Origin of the sequence: Dyadobacter sp. CY327 (assembly GCF_021390415.1) — a bacterium.
Lineage (GTDB): Bacteria > Bacteroidota > Bacteroidia > Cytophagales > Spirosomataceae > Dyadobacter > Dyadobacter chenhuakuii.
Genome location: NZ_JAJUXJ010000001.1, coordinates 607,145 through 624,824, shown reverse-complemented (window position 1 = coordinate 624,824; position 17,680 = coordinate 607,145). Strand labels below are relative to the sequence as shown.

Sequence of the window (17,680 nt, the reverse complement as noted above, 5' to 3'; positions counted from 1 at the left end):
GCTATTACAAAACCTGGAATCCAAATGCGTATGGATCTTCCTCGTCGTCGATGATGATTGTATTGTAACCCGTCACAACCGCCCAGCCTTCAATGCCTGGGATGATCGCGGGTTTGTCTCCTATGGTCACTTCGTCCTCGACGGTCCCGGTGAATTTGGAACCGATGATGCTTTCGTGAATGAATTTGTCGCCTTTTTTAAGTTTTCCTTTGGCATGCCATTGTGCCATCCGCGCCGAAGTCCCGGTTCCGCAGGGTGATCTGTCAATGGCTTTATCGCCGTAGAAAACTGCATTGCGCGCAGTGGAAGTCTCGTCCAGAACAGCCCCTGCCCATAGGAAATGGCTTAATCCATTGATATGCTCGTTTTCGGGATGGACGAATTTGTATTTTTCATTCATCCGCTGACGGCAAACGCGGCTCCAACTGATTAGCTGATCTGCCGTGTAATTTTCGATGCCTTTGAAGTTTTCCTGCGGATCCACGATGGCGTAAAAGTTGCCGCCGTAAGACACATCCACATTCAATGTGCCCAGTTCAGGACATTCCACTTCCAGGTTTTCGGCTGCTAAAAATGATTTTATATTGATCAGTTTAACAGATTTCACCCTTTTGCCTTCCTGCACATATTCCACCAAAACCAAACCGGCAGGCGTTTCCAGGCGCAGCTTACCGGGCACTTTTGGCGTTACCAAACCTTCCTGAATGGCAATGGTGACGGTTCCAATGGTTCCATGGCCGCACATCGGAAGGCAGCCGCTGGTTTCAATGTAAAGCACACCAATGTCATTTTCGGGATCAACGGGCGGATATAAAATGCTTCCGCTCATCATGTCGTGGCCGCGTGGCTCGAACATTAATCCTTTCCTGATCCAGTCAAATTCTTTCAAAAAGTGAAGTCTGCGCTCCATCATGCTATTGCCCTGCAAAAGCGGGCCGCCACCGGCCACCACCCGAACGGGATTCCCGCAAGTGTGCGCGTCGATGCAGAAAAACGTTTTTCTCATTACAAAGCCTCCTTCGTTAGCTCATTATTAACCGTCCGCCAGATTCCGAGCGGGTTGGCATTTTTTAATTCTTCGGGCAAAAATTCATCTGGCCAGTTCTGGAAGCTCATTGGGCGAACGAAACGCTTGATCGCGTCCGAGCCAACGGATGTAAACTGGCTGTTGCTTGACGATGGGAATGGTCCGCCGTGGTGCATGGATTTGCAAACTTCGACGCCGGTTGGGAAGTTGTTGAACAGGATCCGGCCGCATTTGTCGGTTACCAATCCGATCAGTTCTTCATTTTCAGCCAAATCTTCGTTCGTTGCCAGCAATGTGGCTGTTAACTGTCCGTGCAGCTTTCCTCCGACAGAAATCACTTCATCGATGTCCTCACATTTAATGATCAATGCAAACGGGCCGAAAACTTCTTCCTGCAATGCATCATTGTTCAGGAATGTTTGCGCGCTTACCGTGGCAACCGTCGCGCCGCCTTGTCCTTCTAAAACTTCCGTTTCAGTGACAGCAAGGATTTCAACACCGGGTTGTGTGGTTAACTTTTGGCGACCTTTCTCATAGCTTTCCGCAATGCCTGCATGCAGCATATGTGAAGGGGCAATTTTTATGATTTCTTCCTCCAATGCATTTTCAAATGTTTCCAATGCAGGACTTTCAATGGCGATCACGATGCCCGGATTGGTACAAAACTGACCTACGCCCAATGTTAAAGAACCGGCATATTGTTTTGCCAATTCAGCAGCCGAAGCTTCCAATTTATTTGGCAATAAAAACACAGGGTTAACACTGCCCATTTCCGCAAAAACTGGAATTGGATCAGGCCTTTTTGCTGAAATCTCAGCCAATGCAGTTCCAGCACGATAAGAACCTGTAAATCCAACCGCCTTAATGATCGGGTGGCTTACCAGGAACTGCGATTCTTCATTGGTTTCGAAATACACATGTGAAAAAGTGCCTTCCGGAAAACCGCTTTTCTTAACGCCTCTCGCGATGGCCTCGGCCATGATCCACGAAGTTTCGGGATGGCCGGGATGGGCTTTCACCACAACCGGACAACCGGCCGCAATGGCGCTGGCCGTGTCACCGCCCGCCGTTGAAAATGCGAATGGGAAATTACTCGCACCAAAAACAGCAACGGGGCCTAATGCAATGCTTGTTTTGCGAATATCAGGTTTTGGAGGCGTTCTTTCTGCGTTTGCTGTGTCAATGCTCGCATCAAGCGGAACGCCTTTTTCTAATGCATCGGCATAGCTTCTCCATTGGAAAATAGTCCTTGCTTTTTCACCTGTTAAGCGTGCTTCGGGCAGGTTGGATTCTGCTTTGGCGGTTGCAATGAGTTCAGGGCCAATGGCTTCAATCTCGTCTGCAATTGTCCGCATCAATGCCACGCGCTGCTGGATCGAATGTTTTTTTATGATCACAAAAGCCTCGAGAGACTTTTGCAAAATGGCTTCCAGTTGTTCTTTTGAAGTTGTCATGGGCTGGTTAGGATAATTTCTGTTTGTAAAAGTCGAAAAAACGAATGCGAATCCAGCTCTAAATTAAAGCCGGATTGCGCAACGCGACAATGTTATGCAACAGAAACTTCCGAAGACAAATTCAAATAATCGGGCAAAGCAGGCTGAGTTGCAATGGCTTGATCAATGATCGCAAGCACTTTTTCGCGCTCTGCACCTTCGAGAACCAATCTTGGTGCACGAACGAATTCTGAGCCTATGCCTGCTTTTGTAGCGGCAAGTTTGATGTTTTGAACCAGTTTTGGATGAATGTCCAGTTCAAGCAAAGGCAGATACCAGCGGTAAACGGCCAATGCTTCTTTGTATAATCCCGCTTTTACGAGGTTGAAAATCGCAACGGTTTCTTTCGGGAATGCATCTACCAAACCACCTACGACGCCGTCGCAGCCCAGCATTACTTCTTCCATGATCAATGTATCCACACCGCAGAAAACCTTGAAACGGTCGCCGAAACGGTTATACAGGCGGGTAACATTGCTTACGTCGCGCGTTGATTCTTTGATGGCATGCACATTAGGAACCTTTGCAAGTTCTTCGAACATTGCCAGCGTTACTTCAATTTTGTAATCCACCGGATTGTTGTAGATCATCAATGGCAATGATGTGCTTTGCGCGATGGTTTTGAAATACACAACCGTTTCATGGTCGTCTGCTTTGTAACGCATCGGAGGCAACACCATCAGACCGTCTGCACCCGCAGCTTCGGCTTCTTTGGCAAGGCTTACCGCTTCGGCAGTCGATTGCTCGGCAATGCAAACAACGATCGGGAAATCCTGGGCAACAATGCTTTTTGCATATTTTACCAATTCCACTTTTTCCGTTTTGGTCAATGTGCTTGCTTCGCCCAATGAGCCTGAAACGATCGCGCCGGTCACACCTGCTTCGATCTGCACTTCCAGATTTTTACGGAAAAGATCAAAATCAATGCTGTCGTCTGATTTGAAAGGCGTTAGCAACGCCGGAAATACACCTTGCCAGGATTCCTTGTTCATATATTGATTGTGTTAACTATGAAAGATCTGATTTTTTGTCAAAGTTAATTGTTGGTTACCCGCCAAACATTTCAGGTATTAATCAATAATATACGAATTTTAACATAAAACCGAATCCGGCTTCAAGGTTTGTTTTCTACGAATACGACTTGCGCGCGGTCGGCTTTTCTCACCTTTTTCAGGAAGTCGATCCAGGCAGGAAAATCCTTGGCATTGTAGCGCCCGCCGTTCATAACGACCTTCCGGGAGCACAGGAGCTTGTTGTTTTCCAAAATCGTTTTGGATTCATAAGTCCCGAAAACCGAATTAATCTGAAAAGAAGGCAATGTGGTTTCCAGTTTATAATTCGCCGGAATGACGTAAGACACCGTGTCAGAATCGGTAAAGTCATAGACAGAGCCGGGCAGATAAAAGTCTGTTGTGCGCTCCGAAGTTGCCGGTAATTCAAATCCGCGACTTAGTAATGTAGGTTTAATAAAAAGGCGTGAGCCCGTTTTGGTTGCGCAGTTGCGCACATTCAGAGATAATTTCTCCGTAATGGTCGGTTCTGCTTCCCTGCCTTCGAGAAGCTCGAAACGCTGTAAATCCAGACTTGGTAAATTAATCTGGTTCATCAGCCATTTCTTCTGCTCTTCTTTATTACCATTGTGAAAAACACTGTTTCGAGATTCCTGCTGTAAGCCTGCATATAATGTATGCACTTCCACTTGTCCGTTTCCGCCTTGATCCAGGTTCACATTCGCGCGACTTTTCCGTGTGTTTTGATGTGATTTATAAACGGGCGTCTGCACCAGCTTTCCGCCTTCGGGCGTGACGAGTAATGCATAGCGGCTGCCCGTGAATGTGCCCATGAAGTTGGGCGTCGTGGTCTGGCTGGTGCATTCGAGCCACATCGTGTCTTTTGCGACTACGGCGCAGGCGATGACGTGGTTGAACTGGCTGCTTGGGAAGTCAGGTTTCATCATCGCTTCACTGCCTGCTTTGATCAAGGCAACATAAGCAGGAATTCCCGCCTGGCGCAATGCAGCGACAGTAAAATTGCTCAGCGCCTTGCAATCGCCATAACCTTTGCTGGCAACAGTCATGGCATCAATCGTCTGCCAGCCGCCGATTCCCAGCTGAATGCTGACATAACGTGAGCGGGTTTGCATCCATTTATATAGTTTTTCAACTTTTTCGCGATCTGTTTTTGCATCCTTAATAACCGATTTTATTTCGGTAACCGTTGCAGGCGGAAGCACGTCACGGCCTGCATTCAATGTGTGATAAAATTTGCCAAAATCTGCCCAGGTGTTGAAATTTCCCTGATAATCCTGCACTTCAAAATCAGAAGGCGCGGCCATCACGAGCGGCAAATAGTCGATCACGGGAAGCGGGTAAAAATCGGTTGTTTTGGAAACGGGTTGGTTTCTGACAACCCAGGTGTAAATATCCGATCCGCCCTCCCCTTTGGTTTTCATCACCGGATTTACACCATTATATTCTTTGTAACGAAACTTGAAATCGGCTGGCGTTTTAATGGTGAACTGCGCGCGCTCAACGGCCGTCTTTTCATCAGAAAGAGGCATCCAGCGCGGATAGAACATCATATTTTTCTCCTTAGTCTCGTAATTGAACTCAATCGTGTAAGGATAAGCATAGCTCTTTTTACCAAAATCCGCCAGTTTAACCCTTGCGTCGGTGATATTATCTCCGCCGCCGCCATAACCATAGTCCGTAATGTCTGCGTTTTTTAGCTTTTTCTGGACTTTCCCGCCTGCATCGTAAAGGATGCCGCTGATATCGGTGATCTTGGTGAATTTATCATAACCCACAAGGAGCTGGCCATACTCATTTTCACCCTTTTCATTCAGAATCGTAACAACTGTGCGCTTCTTGTGCCGCGCTTCGGCTTTTGAAATAATCTCAAAAAAATCTTCATCCAACCGCACAACCGCATTGGCACCGGCATTGAGTTCCGGACTTATTTTCGTGACGTCGAATTCATCTTGCGCCTGAACCTGACATAGTATTGTGCAGACTAAAAAAAGAATAGAGAATAAAAATCGCATCTTGGAGGGTTAGTTAGCCTTTTTCTTGATTACCAAAGGTTGCGCATGTTTTTGGACCACGCGTTCAAAGAACTCTTTTACGTCGTGGTATTCTTCTGCGTGAAAATTCGTTTTGGAAAGGACAATGACGCTGCTCACCTGGATCATATCACCTGACTGCCGAACCTGGTAAACAAATTTTCCGGCTTTTTCAGGAAGGCTTACGATTTCTGCCTTTGGCATTTCTTCCAAAACATAACCTGCCGGAAGCTTATAATTACCAATGAATGATTCCGACATTCCGCTGGTGAAATCGAGCGGATAGATCCTTTCTTTCGATTTCAACGGATTGCTTTCCCAGCGACCGGCCAAAATGGGATTGAAGTAAAACAAATCGGGTGAAGCATTCTCGTCTTCCAGTTCAAAATCGCAGGCGACATTGACAGCTGCTTTCAAATCTTCATTTTTATTCTTCACGGCAATGTTGCTGATCTTCCACTCCGGCGACCGTTTTTTGAGCACTTCGTGATAAATGTCGTCAGCCTCTTTTACATATTTGTCACGCCAGCGTAACGCTTCATAACCTGCATAGGAGATGCTGTAATTGCCCTTAATGCTGCCATCTTCGGGTAAAATGTTTGCATTTACCATTTCCAGTTTGGTCTGGGAGTCCAGCGGTTTTATATCCAAGAACCGCCCCGATCCTTTTTTGGGAATAAGCCTGCCATAACCGTTCAATGTGTGCTCTGGAAGAAGGCCAAGCTTGGCATAGGGCTGTGTGGCGTCCAAAAAGTATTCTTTCCCGGCAACCTCAACATGGCTGATCACATAATTGCAGCTTTCCAGAAGCGGGATTTCTTTTAAAAACCGGCCATTGGAACGTGTGCTGAGAATGACCGGATCCGCATTAAGATCCAGCTCGCGAAGGAGTGACGTCAGAATCAGATTCACCTCAGTTGCATTGCCGGCTTTGTTTTCATAAGCTTTCCTGACGCCATCTCTGGAACCCAGATAGGACGAACCGTCCCATTTCATGTGGCTTTGCAAATGCCGGTAAGCCAGCTCCATTTTTTCCTCCGGCGTCTTGGCGGTTTGCATAATTTCGTCGCGCTTTGCTTTCAGGAAAGAAGATTTGCGCAACTCTACACCAAACCAGTTCGCCTCGTTCAATGTCTTTTCAACATCGTCCCAGGTGTTTGAAAAATGCCTCGATATTTCACCAGGGACCTGAATGACGGACAGCTCGAAATTCACTTTTGACAGATAATCGCTTTCGGTCGTTATAAAAGGTTCGTTGACAAATGCAGGTGCATCCTTCACGACAAAACGATACGCGACGCCGCGCCCGTTCAGCTTGGACGAGCCTACATGCACATCCGTAGGCTCCTGTTCGCTGATATAGAGGGGCAGGTAACCGCTCATGGTTGTTTTATATTCCAGAAAAAACGGGATCGTAATGCGGAACTCACTCCACTTACTCGGCACAGACGCCTGAAAAGACCAGGGACTTGGCTTATCTCGAACGGTCAATGGTGTTGTCCGCCTGTAAGAATATTCGATCACGGAACCCTTCCGTGCATTGGCGAGGTTGAATTTGTAAGTATAATATTTGCCCGTGGCCTTTTCCCGCTTGATCGACTTCCGGTCCATGGCCGTTCGTACAAGCTGTCCGTTCTCCATATTATAGGTGAAGCCCTGAATGTCGTCCATCAATTCCTGGTTTTCGGGCCCGCTGCCCTCGTAAGTAGTGATCGCAACTGAAGCTCTGTCAAGGGCTGACTCTTTGAGGATTTTGATCCTTATCCAGGATTCCATCACCATTACCAGTCCGCGGATGTCGTCGTAGCGATAGGTCACTTCGCCAAAATCATAGAGGTAAACGGCAGCGGCAGAGCTATCGCCCGGAAGTGCTGCCATTTCCACATCAGCACGATCCACAACCCCAAACCTGGGTTTGAAATCATCCTGGGCAGCAACATTAAAAGATAGAAAAGTGAGCATGGATAGGACGCAAACCTTCCACAAGACAACGCAGGAAAGCCTGCACTGAAGTAAAAAATGAGTCATGCAACGAATAGAGAAAGAGGTAGAATTAATATGCATAATTGCAGCATTAATTTGATTTTAGCAAAAAATTTGTAACTGTTCGTAGATTTTTTTTCACTGAAATCTGCCCAAATGCGAAAACAGATTTTAATACCTACTTTTGCACCAAAATGAAGCTTTGCTTTGTTCAATAATTACCTATTCCTGCTAACCCGGAACATTAACATTTAACATTATTATGTCATCTTTCGAAAATGGAAGTCCACTTCGCGTACTCGTAGTCGGTTGTGGCAATATGGGCGCTTCCCATGCATTTGCGTATCATTCGCTGGACGGTTTTGAAATCTGCGGAATCGTTTCAACCGGTAAAAGCAAAGAGGTTTTGAATGAAAAACTTGGTGGCGGAAATGCCCTTTTCAGCGATTATGAAACGGCATTGAAGGAAACCAAACCGGATGCGGTCTGCATATCAACTTACCCTGACACGCATGAGGACTTTGCTGTAAAAGCATTGGAGCACGGCGCGCATGTTTTCATTGAAAAACCACTTGCTGACACCGTTGCAGGTGCTAAGCGCGTTGTAGAAGCTGCGAAAACGGCTGGCAAAAAAGTGGTTGTTGGCTACATTCTGCGCGTGCATCCTTCCTGGGAGCGTTTCGTAGCAGAAGCGCAAAACCTGGGCAAGCCGCTCGTGATGCGTATGAACCTGAACCAGCAAAGCCACGGTTACATGTGGGGCGTTCACCGGAATTTGATGAAAAGCCTGAGCCCGATTGTGGATTGCGGCGTACATTATATAGATGTAATGTGCCAGATGACGCGTTCGAAACCTTTGCGTGTGAATGCCATCGGTGCGCGATTGACGGAAGACATTCCTACTGGAAACTATAATTATGGTCAGCTTCAAATTTGGTTTGAGGACGGTTCTGTGGGCTGGTATGAAGCGGGCTGGGGACCGATGATCAGTGAAACTGCATTCTTCGTGAAAGACGTGATCGGACCGAAAGGAAGCGTTTCTATTGTTGCGAAAGATGCGGGCGGCACTGGAAAGTCGTCTTCCGTGGAAGCACATACGAAGACGGAATCCATTCGCGTGCACCATGCGGAGCTTAATGATAAAGATGAATTTGTGAACGAAGATTCCTGGATCAACCTCGAAGACGAGCCGGATCACCAGGAGCTTTGCAACCGTGAGCAGCGTTATTTCCTGAATGCGATCAAAGACGATTTCGACCTGACTGATCACCTACAAGACGCAGTAACAAGCTTGCAGATTGCCTTCGCTTGTGATGAATCTGTGAAGACCGGCCGGACGGTGGATCTGGTTTAAAACACATTATCTTAAATATAGCCCTGTTGGTTTTCGGTGACTTATCCGAAAATTAACAGGGCTATATTTTTTGTAAACATGCGGTTAACTAATTGATTCCGAGCAAAAATTGATCAAATGTGAGTGAATTTATGCAAACGTTTGCACAGATAATTTAATTTTTTCTCTGCTGGTCATTCGAAATTTATTGTTATTTATTATAATATTGCAACGTCTTTTTAAGACTTTTAAAAATCTCAACCGACCCTTTATAATCGTATTGCATCTTTTTTCACTTTGAAGATCACGCAAATTCCTGGCATAACTTACTTGTCTGGCACCTCTCACAAATAAATTTTCGTTGCACCCATTAATGGCAACCAGAAATTTCTGAACAGTAAACACCCAAAAAACCGAACATAGCCAGGAGCCAAAAGTTCGCGCTTTTAAAAATTGAACGAATTAAATAAATACCATAACTTTTAAAACATAACACAAATAATTTTCCTCACCTTAAATAACTAATTAATGATGCAGAAAACACCCGATTGCCAGAATTCACTATGAAACAGTTAATTACCATTTGCCAACATTGCATGAAAAACGTTTAACCAATACTAACCTACATGAAAAATACCGATACCTATCAATGGTTGTTCCGAATGCGGAATATCCGGAATGCATTATTTCTAATACCCGCTCTTTCAGGTCCCTTCGTGGCATCAGCCAACATGAACATCGCTTCGGGAACTGCTGCTCACGCTAAGATTGATAAAACATTAAAAGGAAAAGTTACCGATAAGGAAAACGGGGAAGGCTTACCTGGCGTGAACGTTGTTATAAAAGGTTCCAGCACAGGTACAACCACCGACGGAAGCGGTAATTACACATTGCAAGTGCCAGAAACCGGTGCAACGCTTGTGTTTAGCTTTGTAGGTTATACAGGCCAGGAAGTGGAAGTGGGAAACCGCACTACGCTTGACCTCGCTTTGGAGTCAGATTCAAAAGCACTTAGTGAAGTAGTCGTTATCGGTTACGGTACCGCTAAAAAATCAGACTTAACCGGTTCCGTAGGTTCGGTTAAGGAAGATCAGCTGAAAGAACGTCCTGCTCCGTCTTTGAACCAGGCTCTTCAGGGTAAGGTTTCGGGTGTACAGGTGAACGTGAACTCGGGACGTCCGGGTGGTCGTGCTAACGTGCGTATCCGTGGATTTAGCTCTATTAACTCTTCAAACAACCCATTATATGTGGTGGATGGTGTAATGCTTCCGCAAGGAAACCAAAATCAGCAAAGCCAGGCCATCGACTTCATTAACCCTAACGACATCGTGTCTGTTGAGGTTTTGAAAGATGCATCTTCAACAGCCATTTATGGTGCAAGAGGTGCGAATGGTGTTATTTTGGTTACGACTAAAAAAGGAAAATCAGGTGAAGGTGTGATTACTTACAACCTGGACCTGAGCGTTCCGACAGCGGGACCAAAAAGAGCAAAAGTTTTGAACGCGAAGGAATATCTTGCGGTTGAAGACCTTGCTTACGCCAACATTGCGAAATATGACCCTGCGGGATGGGCTGCCGGAAAATATGCTCCGCAAAACCCGAAAGTGCGTCGTGCTGAATTGAATGCTAAACATCCTGATATCTTCACAGTGGATGGCAGCGGTAATTTCATACCAAACTATGATACCGACTGGTTCAAAGAAGCTACGCAACACAAGGTTTCTCAAAACCACCAATTGGGTTTCAGCGGCGGTAACAACAAAACAACTTACTCTTTGTCACTAAACTATCGTGATGATCAGGGTTTGATCAAAACATCTTACCTGAAACGTTATTCAACTCGTTTCAGCATTGATGACCAGGTTAAAAAATGGTTGAGAATCGGTGCTACATTGAGCTATAACAACCAGGCTGAAAACCTTGTCGATATCAATGATGCTGTTCCACGTCAGATGGTGGAGGATTTCCCTTTCCTTCCTGTTAAATACCCAGACGGAACTTATGCAAACAACCGTGATTATCCACAGGCAGAAGGTGCATTCAGCTCGGTACACCGTCTGATGGGCCGTAAATACAACCAGAACACACAAACTACATTGGGTAGCTTGTACTCGAACATTACCCTGGCTCCTGGCCTGGAAATGCGTTCTGTTCTGGGTGTGAACATCCTGACTCAGGAATTCAACGAATCACAAACACGTACACTGGCAATCGGTGAATCTGGTACGGCTGGTAAAGCAAGCAGAAAAGAGACGTTCTGGTCATTTGAAAATTATTTGACCTACAACAAAACTTTCAATGGTATCCACGCAATCAATGCACTTTTGGGTATCTCGTGGCAGGAAACGAACCTGACTTCAACAGGAGCAAGCGTTCGTAACTTCTCAACAGATTACTTCGGTTTCAACAACCTTGGAGCAGGTGCTACATTGCCGGGTGTTGGTTCAGGTGCTGCACGTTTTGCGTTCAACTCTTACTTTGGACGTGTGAACTATACATTGAAAGAGAAATATCTGTTGACAGTAACAGGTCGTATCGATGGGTCATCTAAATTCGGTGATAACCACAAATACGCTGTGTTCCCATCTGCTGCTTTGGCATGGAAAGTGTCTGACGAAGAGTTCCTGAAAGGAAATACATTGATTTCCAACCTGAAAATCAGAACAAGCTACGGTTTGACTGGTAACTCCGAAATTCCTTCTTATTCTTCATTGTCATTGCTTAGCTCAAACTATGCAACCATCTACAACGATGCAAGATTTAACGGAACGGGTATCAACAGACTTGCTAACCCTGATTTGAAATGGGAGAAAACAGCACAAACTGACGCAGGTCTTGAAATTAGCTTCCTGAAAGGCAGAATCTCTGTTGAAGCGGATTACTATTACAGAAAAACCACTGACATGCTTTTGGATGCTCCGGTTCCACGCACAAGCGGATACGCAGTTATCAGAAAGAACATTGGTTCAATGGAAAACAAAGGAGTTGAACTTGCTTTGAATACGACTAACATCGAAAGAGCAAACTTCTCATGGAACACGAACTTCAATATCTCATTCAACAGAAGCAAAGTATTGTCATTGGCAACACCTTCTGACATCTTCGGAGTGGGTGGTCCTGGTATTACAAACCAAACGAGCATTATCCGTATCGGAGAGCCTGTTGGTGCATTCTGGGGACTTACACGTCTGGGTGTTTGGAGCGAGGCTGAAAGAGACGAGGCTGCTAAATTTACCAGCTATCGTAACAACCTTAAAATGCTGCCTGGTGACATCAAATACAAAGATTTCAACGGTGATGGCGCTATCACAGATGCGGACCGCAGAATCATTGGAAATGGTAGCCCAAAAGGCTGGGGAACTTTGGCGAACTCAGTTCGTTACGGAAACTTTGACCTGACATTTGATATGCAGTTCTCTTACGGAAATGACCTGATGGACATGAACCTGCACGCTAGCGAAGACCGCGTTTCTATCGCAAACAGCTACGCTACTGTATTGGGTGCATGGACTCCTCAAAACCAAAATTCACAAATCGCTGAGATTCGTGAAACGCGTGCGGGTTACGTAACAAACGTAGATACACGCTGGATCTTTGACGGTTCATTCCTTCGTGGCAGAAACTTGCTTTTGGGTTACAGCTTCCCATCGGATATGATCAGCAAAATCAAACTGAGCAAACTGAGAATTTACGTTTCAGCTCAAAACTTCTTCTTGCTGACTAAATACCCACATGGTGACCCTGAGCAAACGCCGATCCGTGGTGGAGATGCTGACAACGTATTCTCACAAGGTATGATCTGGCATAGCTATCCAAAACCAACCACTTACATGGCTGGTCTGCAGATCGCATTTTAATGAACAGGTTAAGTTATTTTAAAAACAGATATTCATTATGAAGTTATATAATTTGAAAAACCTAGGGACAGCACTTCTTTTCGGCGCTATTTTGCTGGGACCGACGAGCTGTTCAGACTTCCTTGACGAACAGGATCCGTCCAACCTAACACCGGAAAGTTTTTACACAATCCCTGATCACGCGGAAGCTGCCGTTGCAGCAACCTATGCTGGTCTTAGATTCTATGGAGACGGCGCTGGTATTTTCTCTGCAAACTGGCAATTGCTGGAAGCAGTAACAGGAACTGCAACCACTGAAACGGGACAAAATTCCGATTTGAACAACCTTTACTCGTTGACTTACGATGGTAACACAGCGCATATCAACAACTGGTGGAACGGATTGTACCGCCTTATTGCTAATGCAAACCTTGCTATCGAGAAAATCCCGACCATTCCTTTTTTAGCTCCTGCAACACCTGCACAGCAAACAAAATTGCTTGGTGAAGCACGTTTTCTTAGAGCATGGGCTTACTTCAATGCAGTTCGTCTTTGGGGAGATGTTCCTTTGGTGACAAAACCACAAACGGCAACATCAGAAGATTTCTTTGCGAAGAGAGCTCCGCAGGAAGAAGTTTATAAACTGATCGTAGAAGACTTGCTTGCAGCAGAATCTGCCGGACTTCCTGTTTTCGAAACAAGCGGCCGTGCTACACAAATGTCGGTGAAAGCATTGCTTTCAAAAGTATATCTGACAATGGCTGGTTTCCCGCTAGGCAAAGGTGCTTCGCACTACAAGCTTGCGGCTGATAAAGCTTTTGAAGTAATTACTTATTCAAAAGCAAACCCAAATGTTGTAAACCTGTTTCCTACTTACAAGGAAATTCATACGGAATCGCTGAAAAACAGATTGGAGCATTTGTTCCAGATCCAGTATAATGCATTGGTTGCATCATTCCCATTGAATGACTATCTGCCTAACTTCAAGGCTGTAACTTTTGCAGGTCCTGGTGGAACAGGAAGCACTATTCCAACGCTTTCATTCTACAACTCATACGAAAAAGGCGACTTGCGTACAGTTGATCAGGAAGGCTGGTTCTATACAACGTATTATACCAATGGCGACGGAGCTAAGTTTAATCTTGGCGCACCTTATGTATTCAAGCATTTCAATCAAACTGCGCTTGGTGCTCCTGGTGTTACTGCCACCAAGAACAACAACCTGAATGTGAACCTGATCCGCTACGCAGAAGTGTTGCTGATCTATGCAGAAGCACAAAACGAAGTAGGCGGCCCAACTGCCGAAGCTTATGCGGCTTACAAAAGAATCCGTGACCGTGCCAAGTTGACAACGCCTGCCATCGGAACATTCACTGCTGCAACATTCCGCGAAGCGGTTTGGAGAGAGCGCTGGTATGAATTCGCTTACGAAGGCATTACCTGGTTTGACATGGTTCGTCTTCGCAAAGTGTTCAACGAGAAAACAAAAGGATTTGACAATTTCGTTGGTCACCTTAACCTGAATGTTGGAGCTGGTGTTGCTTTACAGGAAAAACACCTGCTGTTCCCATTGGGAATCCAGGAAATGAAAAACAACCCTGGCCTGACACCTCAAAACCCAGGTTACGGTCAATAGTTAGCGTAATGTTTGAAGAGCCGGTCCGGATTTGGACCGGCTCTTTTTTTATGCCAAAACCATAAGCGCCTCAATGTAATTTAAGCTAAATTGAAGCCGAAACAGATGTGAAGAGCAGGCTAATGATGAGAACGATACGAACATACTGCGCACCTTTCTGCAAAAGATATAAAGCGGTGTTGTGTTTTCAGTGCATTGCCTTTTTCCAAATGCTTGCCGTTTCTGCAAACGGACAGATCATCTTAACAGCTCCTGCCAATAACCAGATCGTCCAGCGCAACCTTTCGGGTTTTGCCTCGATAGCGATTACTGCGTATGCTTACCGGCCTTATACAAGCATTGAAGGTCGTTTGGTCCCGATCAAAGGAAATGTACATCGGGAGAAAGTCTGGGAGTTTGATGAAGAGCAAGTTCGGCAGGGATTTCTGACGGCTTCTGTTCAGGCAGAAACGGGCTGGTATCAGCTGAAAATTTCGGCTGTGACCGAAAATGGGGATATTGATTCTATTTCTGTAGATCGTGTTGGTGTAGGTGAGGTTTTCCTTGTGGCAGGAAATTCCAATGCAATGGGTTTACCCGGGCTTGGTGCTAAAAGTACTTCCGACCAGGTTGTTTCCTTCAACGCAGTCAATAAGCAGTTGAATGCAGAAAATATCACCGTTGCGCCAAACGAACCCATGCGAAAGCCGACTTTTGAGGTTTTAAAAAAAGACAATTTCATTTTTCCTTCCGGAGAAACGGCCTGGTACTGGGGTGAATTGGGCGATTCTATTTCAAAGAGATTCAAAACGCCGGTGCTCTTTTTGAATGCTGCATGGGCCGCAGCAAATTCCGACAGTTACTACGATGCGGCAACCGGGAAAGATGCGTTTAATCCTTATGTTGGAAAAAATTGGCCAAACAGACAGCCCTACTCGAACATTGTCAACACCATCCGCCATCTGAACTCATGGCTCGGAATGCGTGCAGTGCTCTGGTCGCACGGAGAGAATGATGCGCAACTGAAATTCACCGAACAGACTTACTTCAACAACATCCAGACATTAATTACAAATGCCCGTGCGGATGCTGGTTACAATGTGCCCTGGGTTATTGCGCGAAATTCGGCCAGTAACATTATAAAAGATCCTTACCTGCCCGTTATTAATGCACAAAACAGACTCTCGACATTAAAAAATTTCAACACATTTCCTGGTCCTAACCTCGACACTATTCAAATTCCCAGGCCCGTTTCCGAGCATTTTGAGAATGTGCCGGGCGGGATTCAGGGCTTGACATTAGCAGCGTCTGCCTGGAACAGGGCACTAACGGATTCGCTGTTCAAAAAGATCGTCCCTATACAACCTACAAATTCCATTCATACGGGCGTTGTGCCTTCCACGGCGTTTCCGGGTGCGTCTTTTTATTTGGGTTACAACATTCATGGGCAACAAGTCGGGCCACTTTCCTTACGCGCAGAGTTGTTTGATGAAGGTGGGAAATTTGTAGATACAGTTGGCATAGGGAGCGCAAACCCAATGCTGGTTAAGCTTCCGGCCAATCTGGCTAATGGAAATTACAGCATCCGCCTGGCAGGAACCACGCCGAATCTCGCTGGCAGCACTTCAACATTATTCTATGTAAACAATGCTTACCGATCCGTACAGGTCGTCAACACGATCAGCGCTGTAAAAACGAATCAGGTCATCAATCTCAAATGGTTAGTGGCCGCAAATCCTGGTATGCAACGAATGGTTCTGGAAAAAACAACCAACGGCGACACCTACACCGATTTACAGCAATACAATGTGCCTGACAATGGAACAGCATCAGGCGTATATGCTTACACCGATACCAATACGGATTCAAAGATCATTTTTTACAGGGTAAGAATGGAATATACAGATGGCAGAACCTCCTATTCGCCCGTCGTGACCATTCTGGAACCCGGTGCATTGCCACGACTTGTTGCATTTCCGAATCCGGTTACCAGGCAGGCATTTTACCTGGAAACTGACGACATTGACGCCATCCCGCAACTTTCGCTGTACGATGTTGGCGGACGCGCGCATCCTTTGTTTGTCTCGGATCGGGAGATTATTGGTTTGCTGGCTGTTCGCCCGCTTTACCCTTTGCCCGCGGGCATCTACATATTGCACATAAAAAGCGGGACAGGAACCCAGGCTCAGAGAATGGTTTTTGTTGATTAAAAGAATGAATATCAGTAGCTTCCAACGAATTTCACAGCAATGGTGTCAATTCCAAAACAACCTAAACCTCGAACGCTATGAAAAATGCTGTACTGATCTTTGCTATCCTCTTGCTTTTCGGCTCCTGCAAAAACGATTCGAAAGAAGTAATTCCCGAAGGCCGCGTGCTTGACGATATTACATTAAAAGACTATTTCATCACCAGCATTGCTTTTGACAAAAAAGGCAACGCATGGCTTGGAACGCTCAGGCACGGACTAATCAAATTCGATGGTCAAACATTCAAAATCTTCGATGCCTCCAATTCTTTGTTGAGTAATGCGGCCATAATGGACATTGAAGTAGATAAAGCCGGTCACATCTGGATTGGCAGCAATGACCTGATGGAATACGACGGAGCAAAATTTATCAGATATGAATCGAAGCAGTTTGGCCTCCCTGCCAATCATGTCCGGTCCGTTGCTATCGACGCAAGTGACAACATCTGGTTTTCGTGCGGCAGTAATCAGTCAGGTGGATTGGTAAAATATGACCGGTCAACATTCAACACCTTCACCCCGGCAAATTCCAAACTACCAGGAAATATGGTGCAAAGCATTGCGGCTGACAAGTCGAATAACGTTTGGGTCGCGCTTAATGATGGCATTGACGAAGTGTCCCTTGCTAAAATAAATCCTGACAATGCGATTTCCGTGACCGGCTCCAAAGAACTGGGTTTTAAACCTTATTATTTCGGCAACATTGTTGTCAATGAAAACAACGAACTTTTAGGATCAATCGATTACGGCTTGTCGAGTCTGATAGCAACCGGAAGGCCTCAGATTTTCAAATTCACCGGCAAAAAAGCGCAGATAGTGAGCTTGCCCGACGAAGAATCAACCGTTTACACAACAAATCGGATATTTTCAGACAGCAAGAATAATTTGTGGGTGTCGTTCTCCGGTTCGGACAAAGAATGCGGCGTTTTTAATGGCACAGATTGGACATTTCCTAAGTTAGGAACAAGCGGGATTTTTGCATTCGCCGAAAGCCCTGACGGTGAAATATGGCTGGGAACCGGCGAAGGTCTTTTTATTTTGAAATAAAAAAGCAAGCACATTGTGCTTGCCCAAATTTTAGCTT

Annotated in this window: 10 protein-coding genes; 5 read left to right on the top strand and 5 right to left on the bottom strand. The window is 45.6% G+C overall.

Annotated features, from left to right (window positions below; genetic code table 11):
• Positions 1 to 4: 4 nt before the first annotated feature.
• The 5 genes from LZG74_RS02660 to LZG74_RS02640 all read right to left on the bottom strand — a co-directional run bounded on the left by LZG74_RS02660 (position 5) and on the right by LZG74_RS02640 (position 7,543).
• Positions 5 to 1,006 (bottom strand): 4-hydroxyproline epimerase, encoded by a 1,002-nt coding sequence (locus LZG74_RS02660; protein WP_233795095.1) that lies wholly within the window; start codon positions 1,004 to 1,006, stop codon positions 5 to 7.
• Positions 1,006 to 2,481 carry an aldehyde dehydrogenase (NADP(+)) gene (locus LZG74_RS02655; RefSeq protein WP_233795094.1) on the bottom strand — a complete coding sequence of 492 codons (1,476 nt, stop codon included), beginning with the start codon at positions 2,479 to 2,481 and terminating at the stop codon, positions 1,006 to 1,008. Before LZG74_RS02655 ends, LZG74_RS02660 begins: the two co-directional genes overlap by 1 nt.
• Before the next feature lie 92 nt (positions 2,482 to 2,573).
• Complete coding sequence (locus tag LZG74_RS02650; RefSeq protein WP_233795093.1) at positions 2,574 to 3,512, bottom strand: dihydrodipicolinate synthase family protein; 939 nt, start codon at positions 3,510 to 3,512, stop codon at positions 2,574 to 2,576.
• 122 nt (positions 3,513 to 3,634) lie between these two features.
• Positions 3,635 to 5,563: a DUF3857 and transglutaminase domain-containing protein gene (locus tag LZG74_RS02645; RefSeq protein WP_233795092.1), complete on the bottom strand. Its 1,929-nt coding sequence runs from the start codon at positions 5,561 to 5,563 to the stop codon at positions 3,635 to 3,637.
• Positions 5,564 to 5,572: 9 nt separating this feature from the next.
• Entirely contained in the window at positions 5,573 to 7,543 is a 1,971-nt protein-coding gene (locus LZG74_RS02640) for a DUF3857 domain-containing protein (RefSeq protein ID WP_233795091.1), read from the bottom strand.
• Positions 7,544 to 7,826: 283 nt separating this feature from the next.
• Here LZG74_RS02640 and LZG74_RS02635 point away from each other — a divergent pair, with 283 nt between their 5' ends.
• The 5 genes from LZG74_RS02635 to LZG74_RS02615 all read left to right on the top strand — a co-directional run bounded on the left by LZG74_RS02635 (position 7,827) and on the right by LZG74_RS02615 (position 17,643).
• On the top strand, positions 7,827 to 8,918 hold the full coding sequence (locus LZG74_RS02635; protein ID WP_233795090.1) for a Gfo/Idh/MocA family protein: 1,092 nt from the start codon (positions 7,827 to 7,829) through the stop codon (positions 8,916 to 8,918).
• Positions 8,919 to 9,523: 605 nt separating this feature from the next.
• Positions 9,524 to 12,754: a TonB-dependent receptor gene (locus LZG74_RS02630; RefSeq protein ID WP_233795089.1), complete on the top strand. Its 3,231-nt coding sequence runs from the start codon at positions 9,524 to 9,526 to the stop codon at positions 12,752 to 12,754.
• A 37-nt stretch (positions 12,755 to 12,791) separates the two neighbouring features.
• The gene (locus tag LZG74_RS02625) at positions 12,792 to 14,369 is read left to right on the top strand and encodes a RagB/SusD family nutrient uptake outer membrane protein (protein ID WP_233795088.1); all 1,578 of its coding nucleotides are present in this window, start codon (positions 12,792 to 12,794) and stop codon (positions 14,367 to 14,369) included.
• 209 nt (positions 14,370 to 14,578) lie between these two features.
• Entirely contained in the window at positions 14,579 to 16,558 is a 1,980-nt protein-coding gene (locus LZG74_RS02620) for a sialate O-acetylesterase (RefSeq protein ID WP_233795087.1), read from the top strand.
• Between the two features lie 77 nt (positions 16,559 to 16,635).
• Positions 16,636 to 17,643 (top strand): two-component regulator propeller domain-containing protein, encoded by a 1,008-nt coding sequence (locus tag LZG74_RS02615; RefSeq protein WP_233795086.1) that lies wholly within the window; start codon positions 16,636 to 16,638, stop codon positions 17,641 to 17,643.
• Positions 17,644 to 17,680 lie beyond the last annotated feature (37 nt).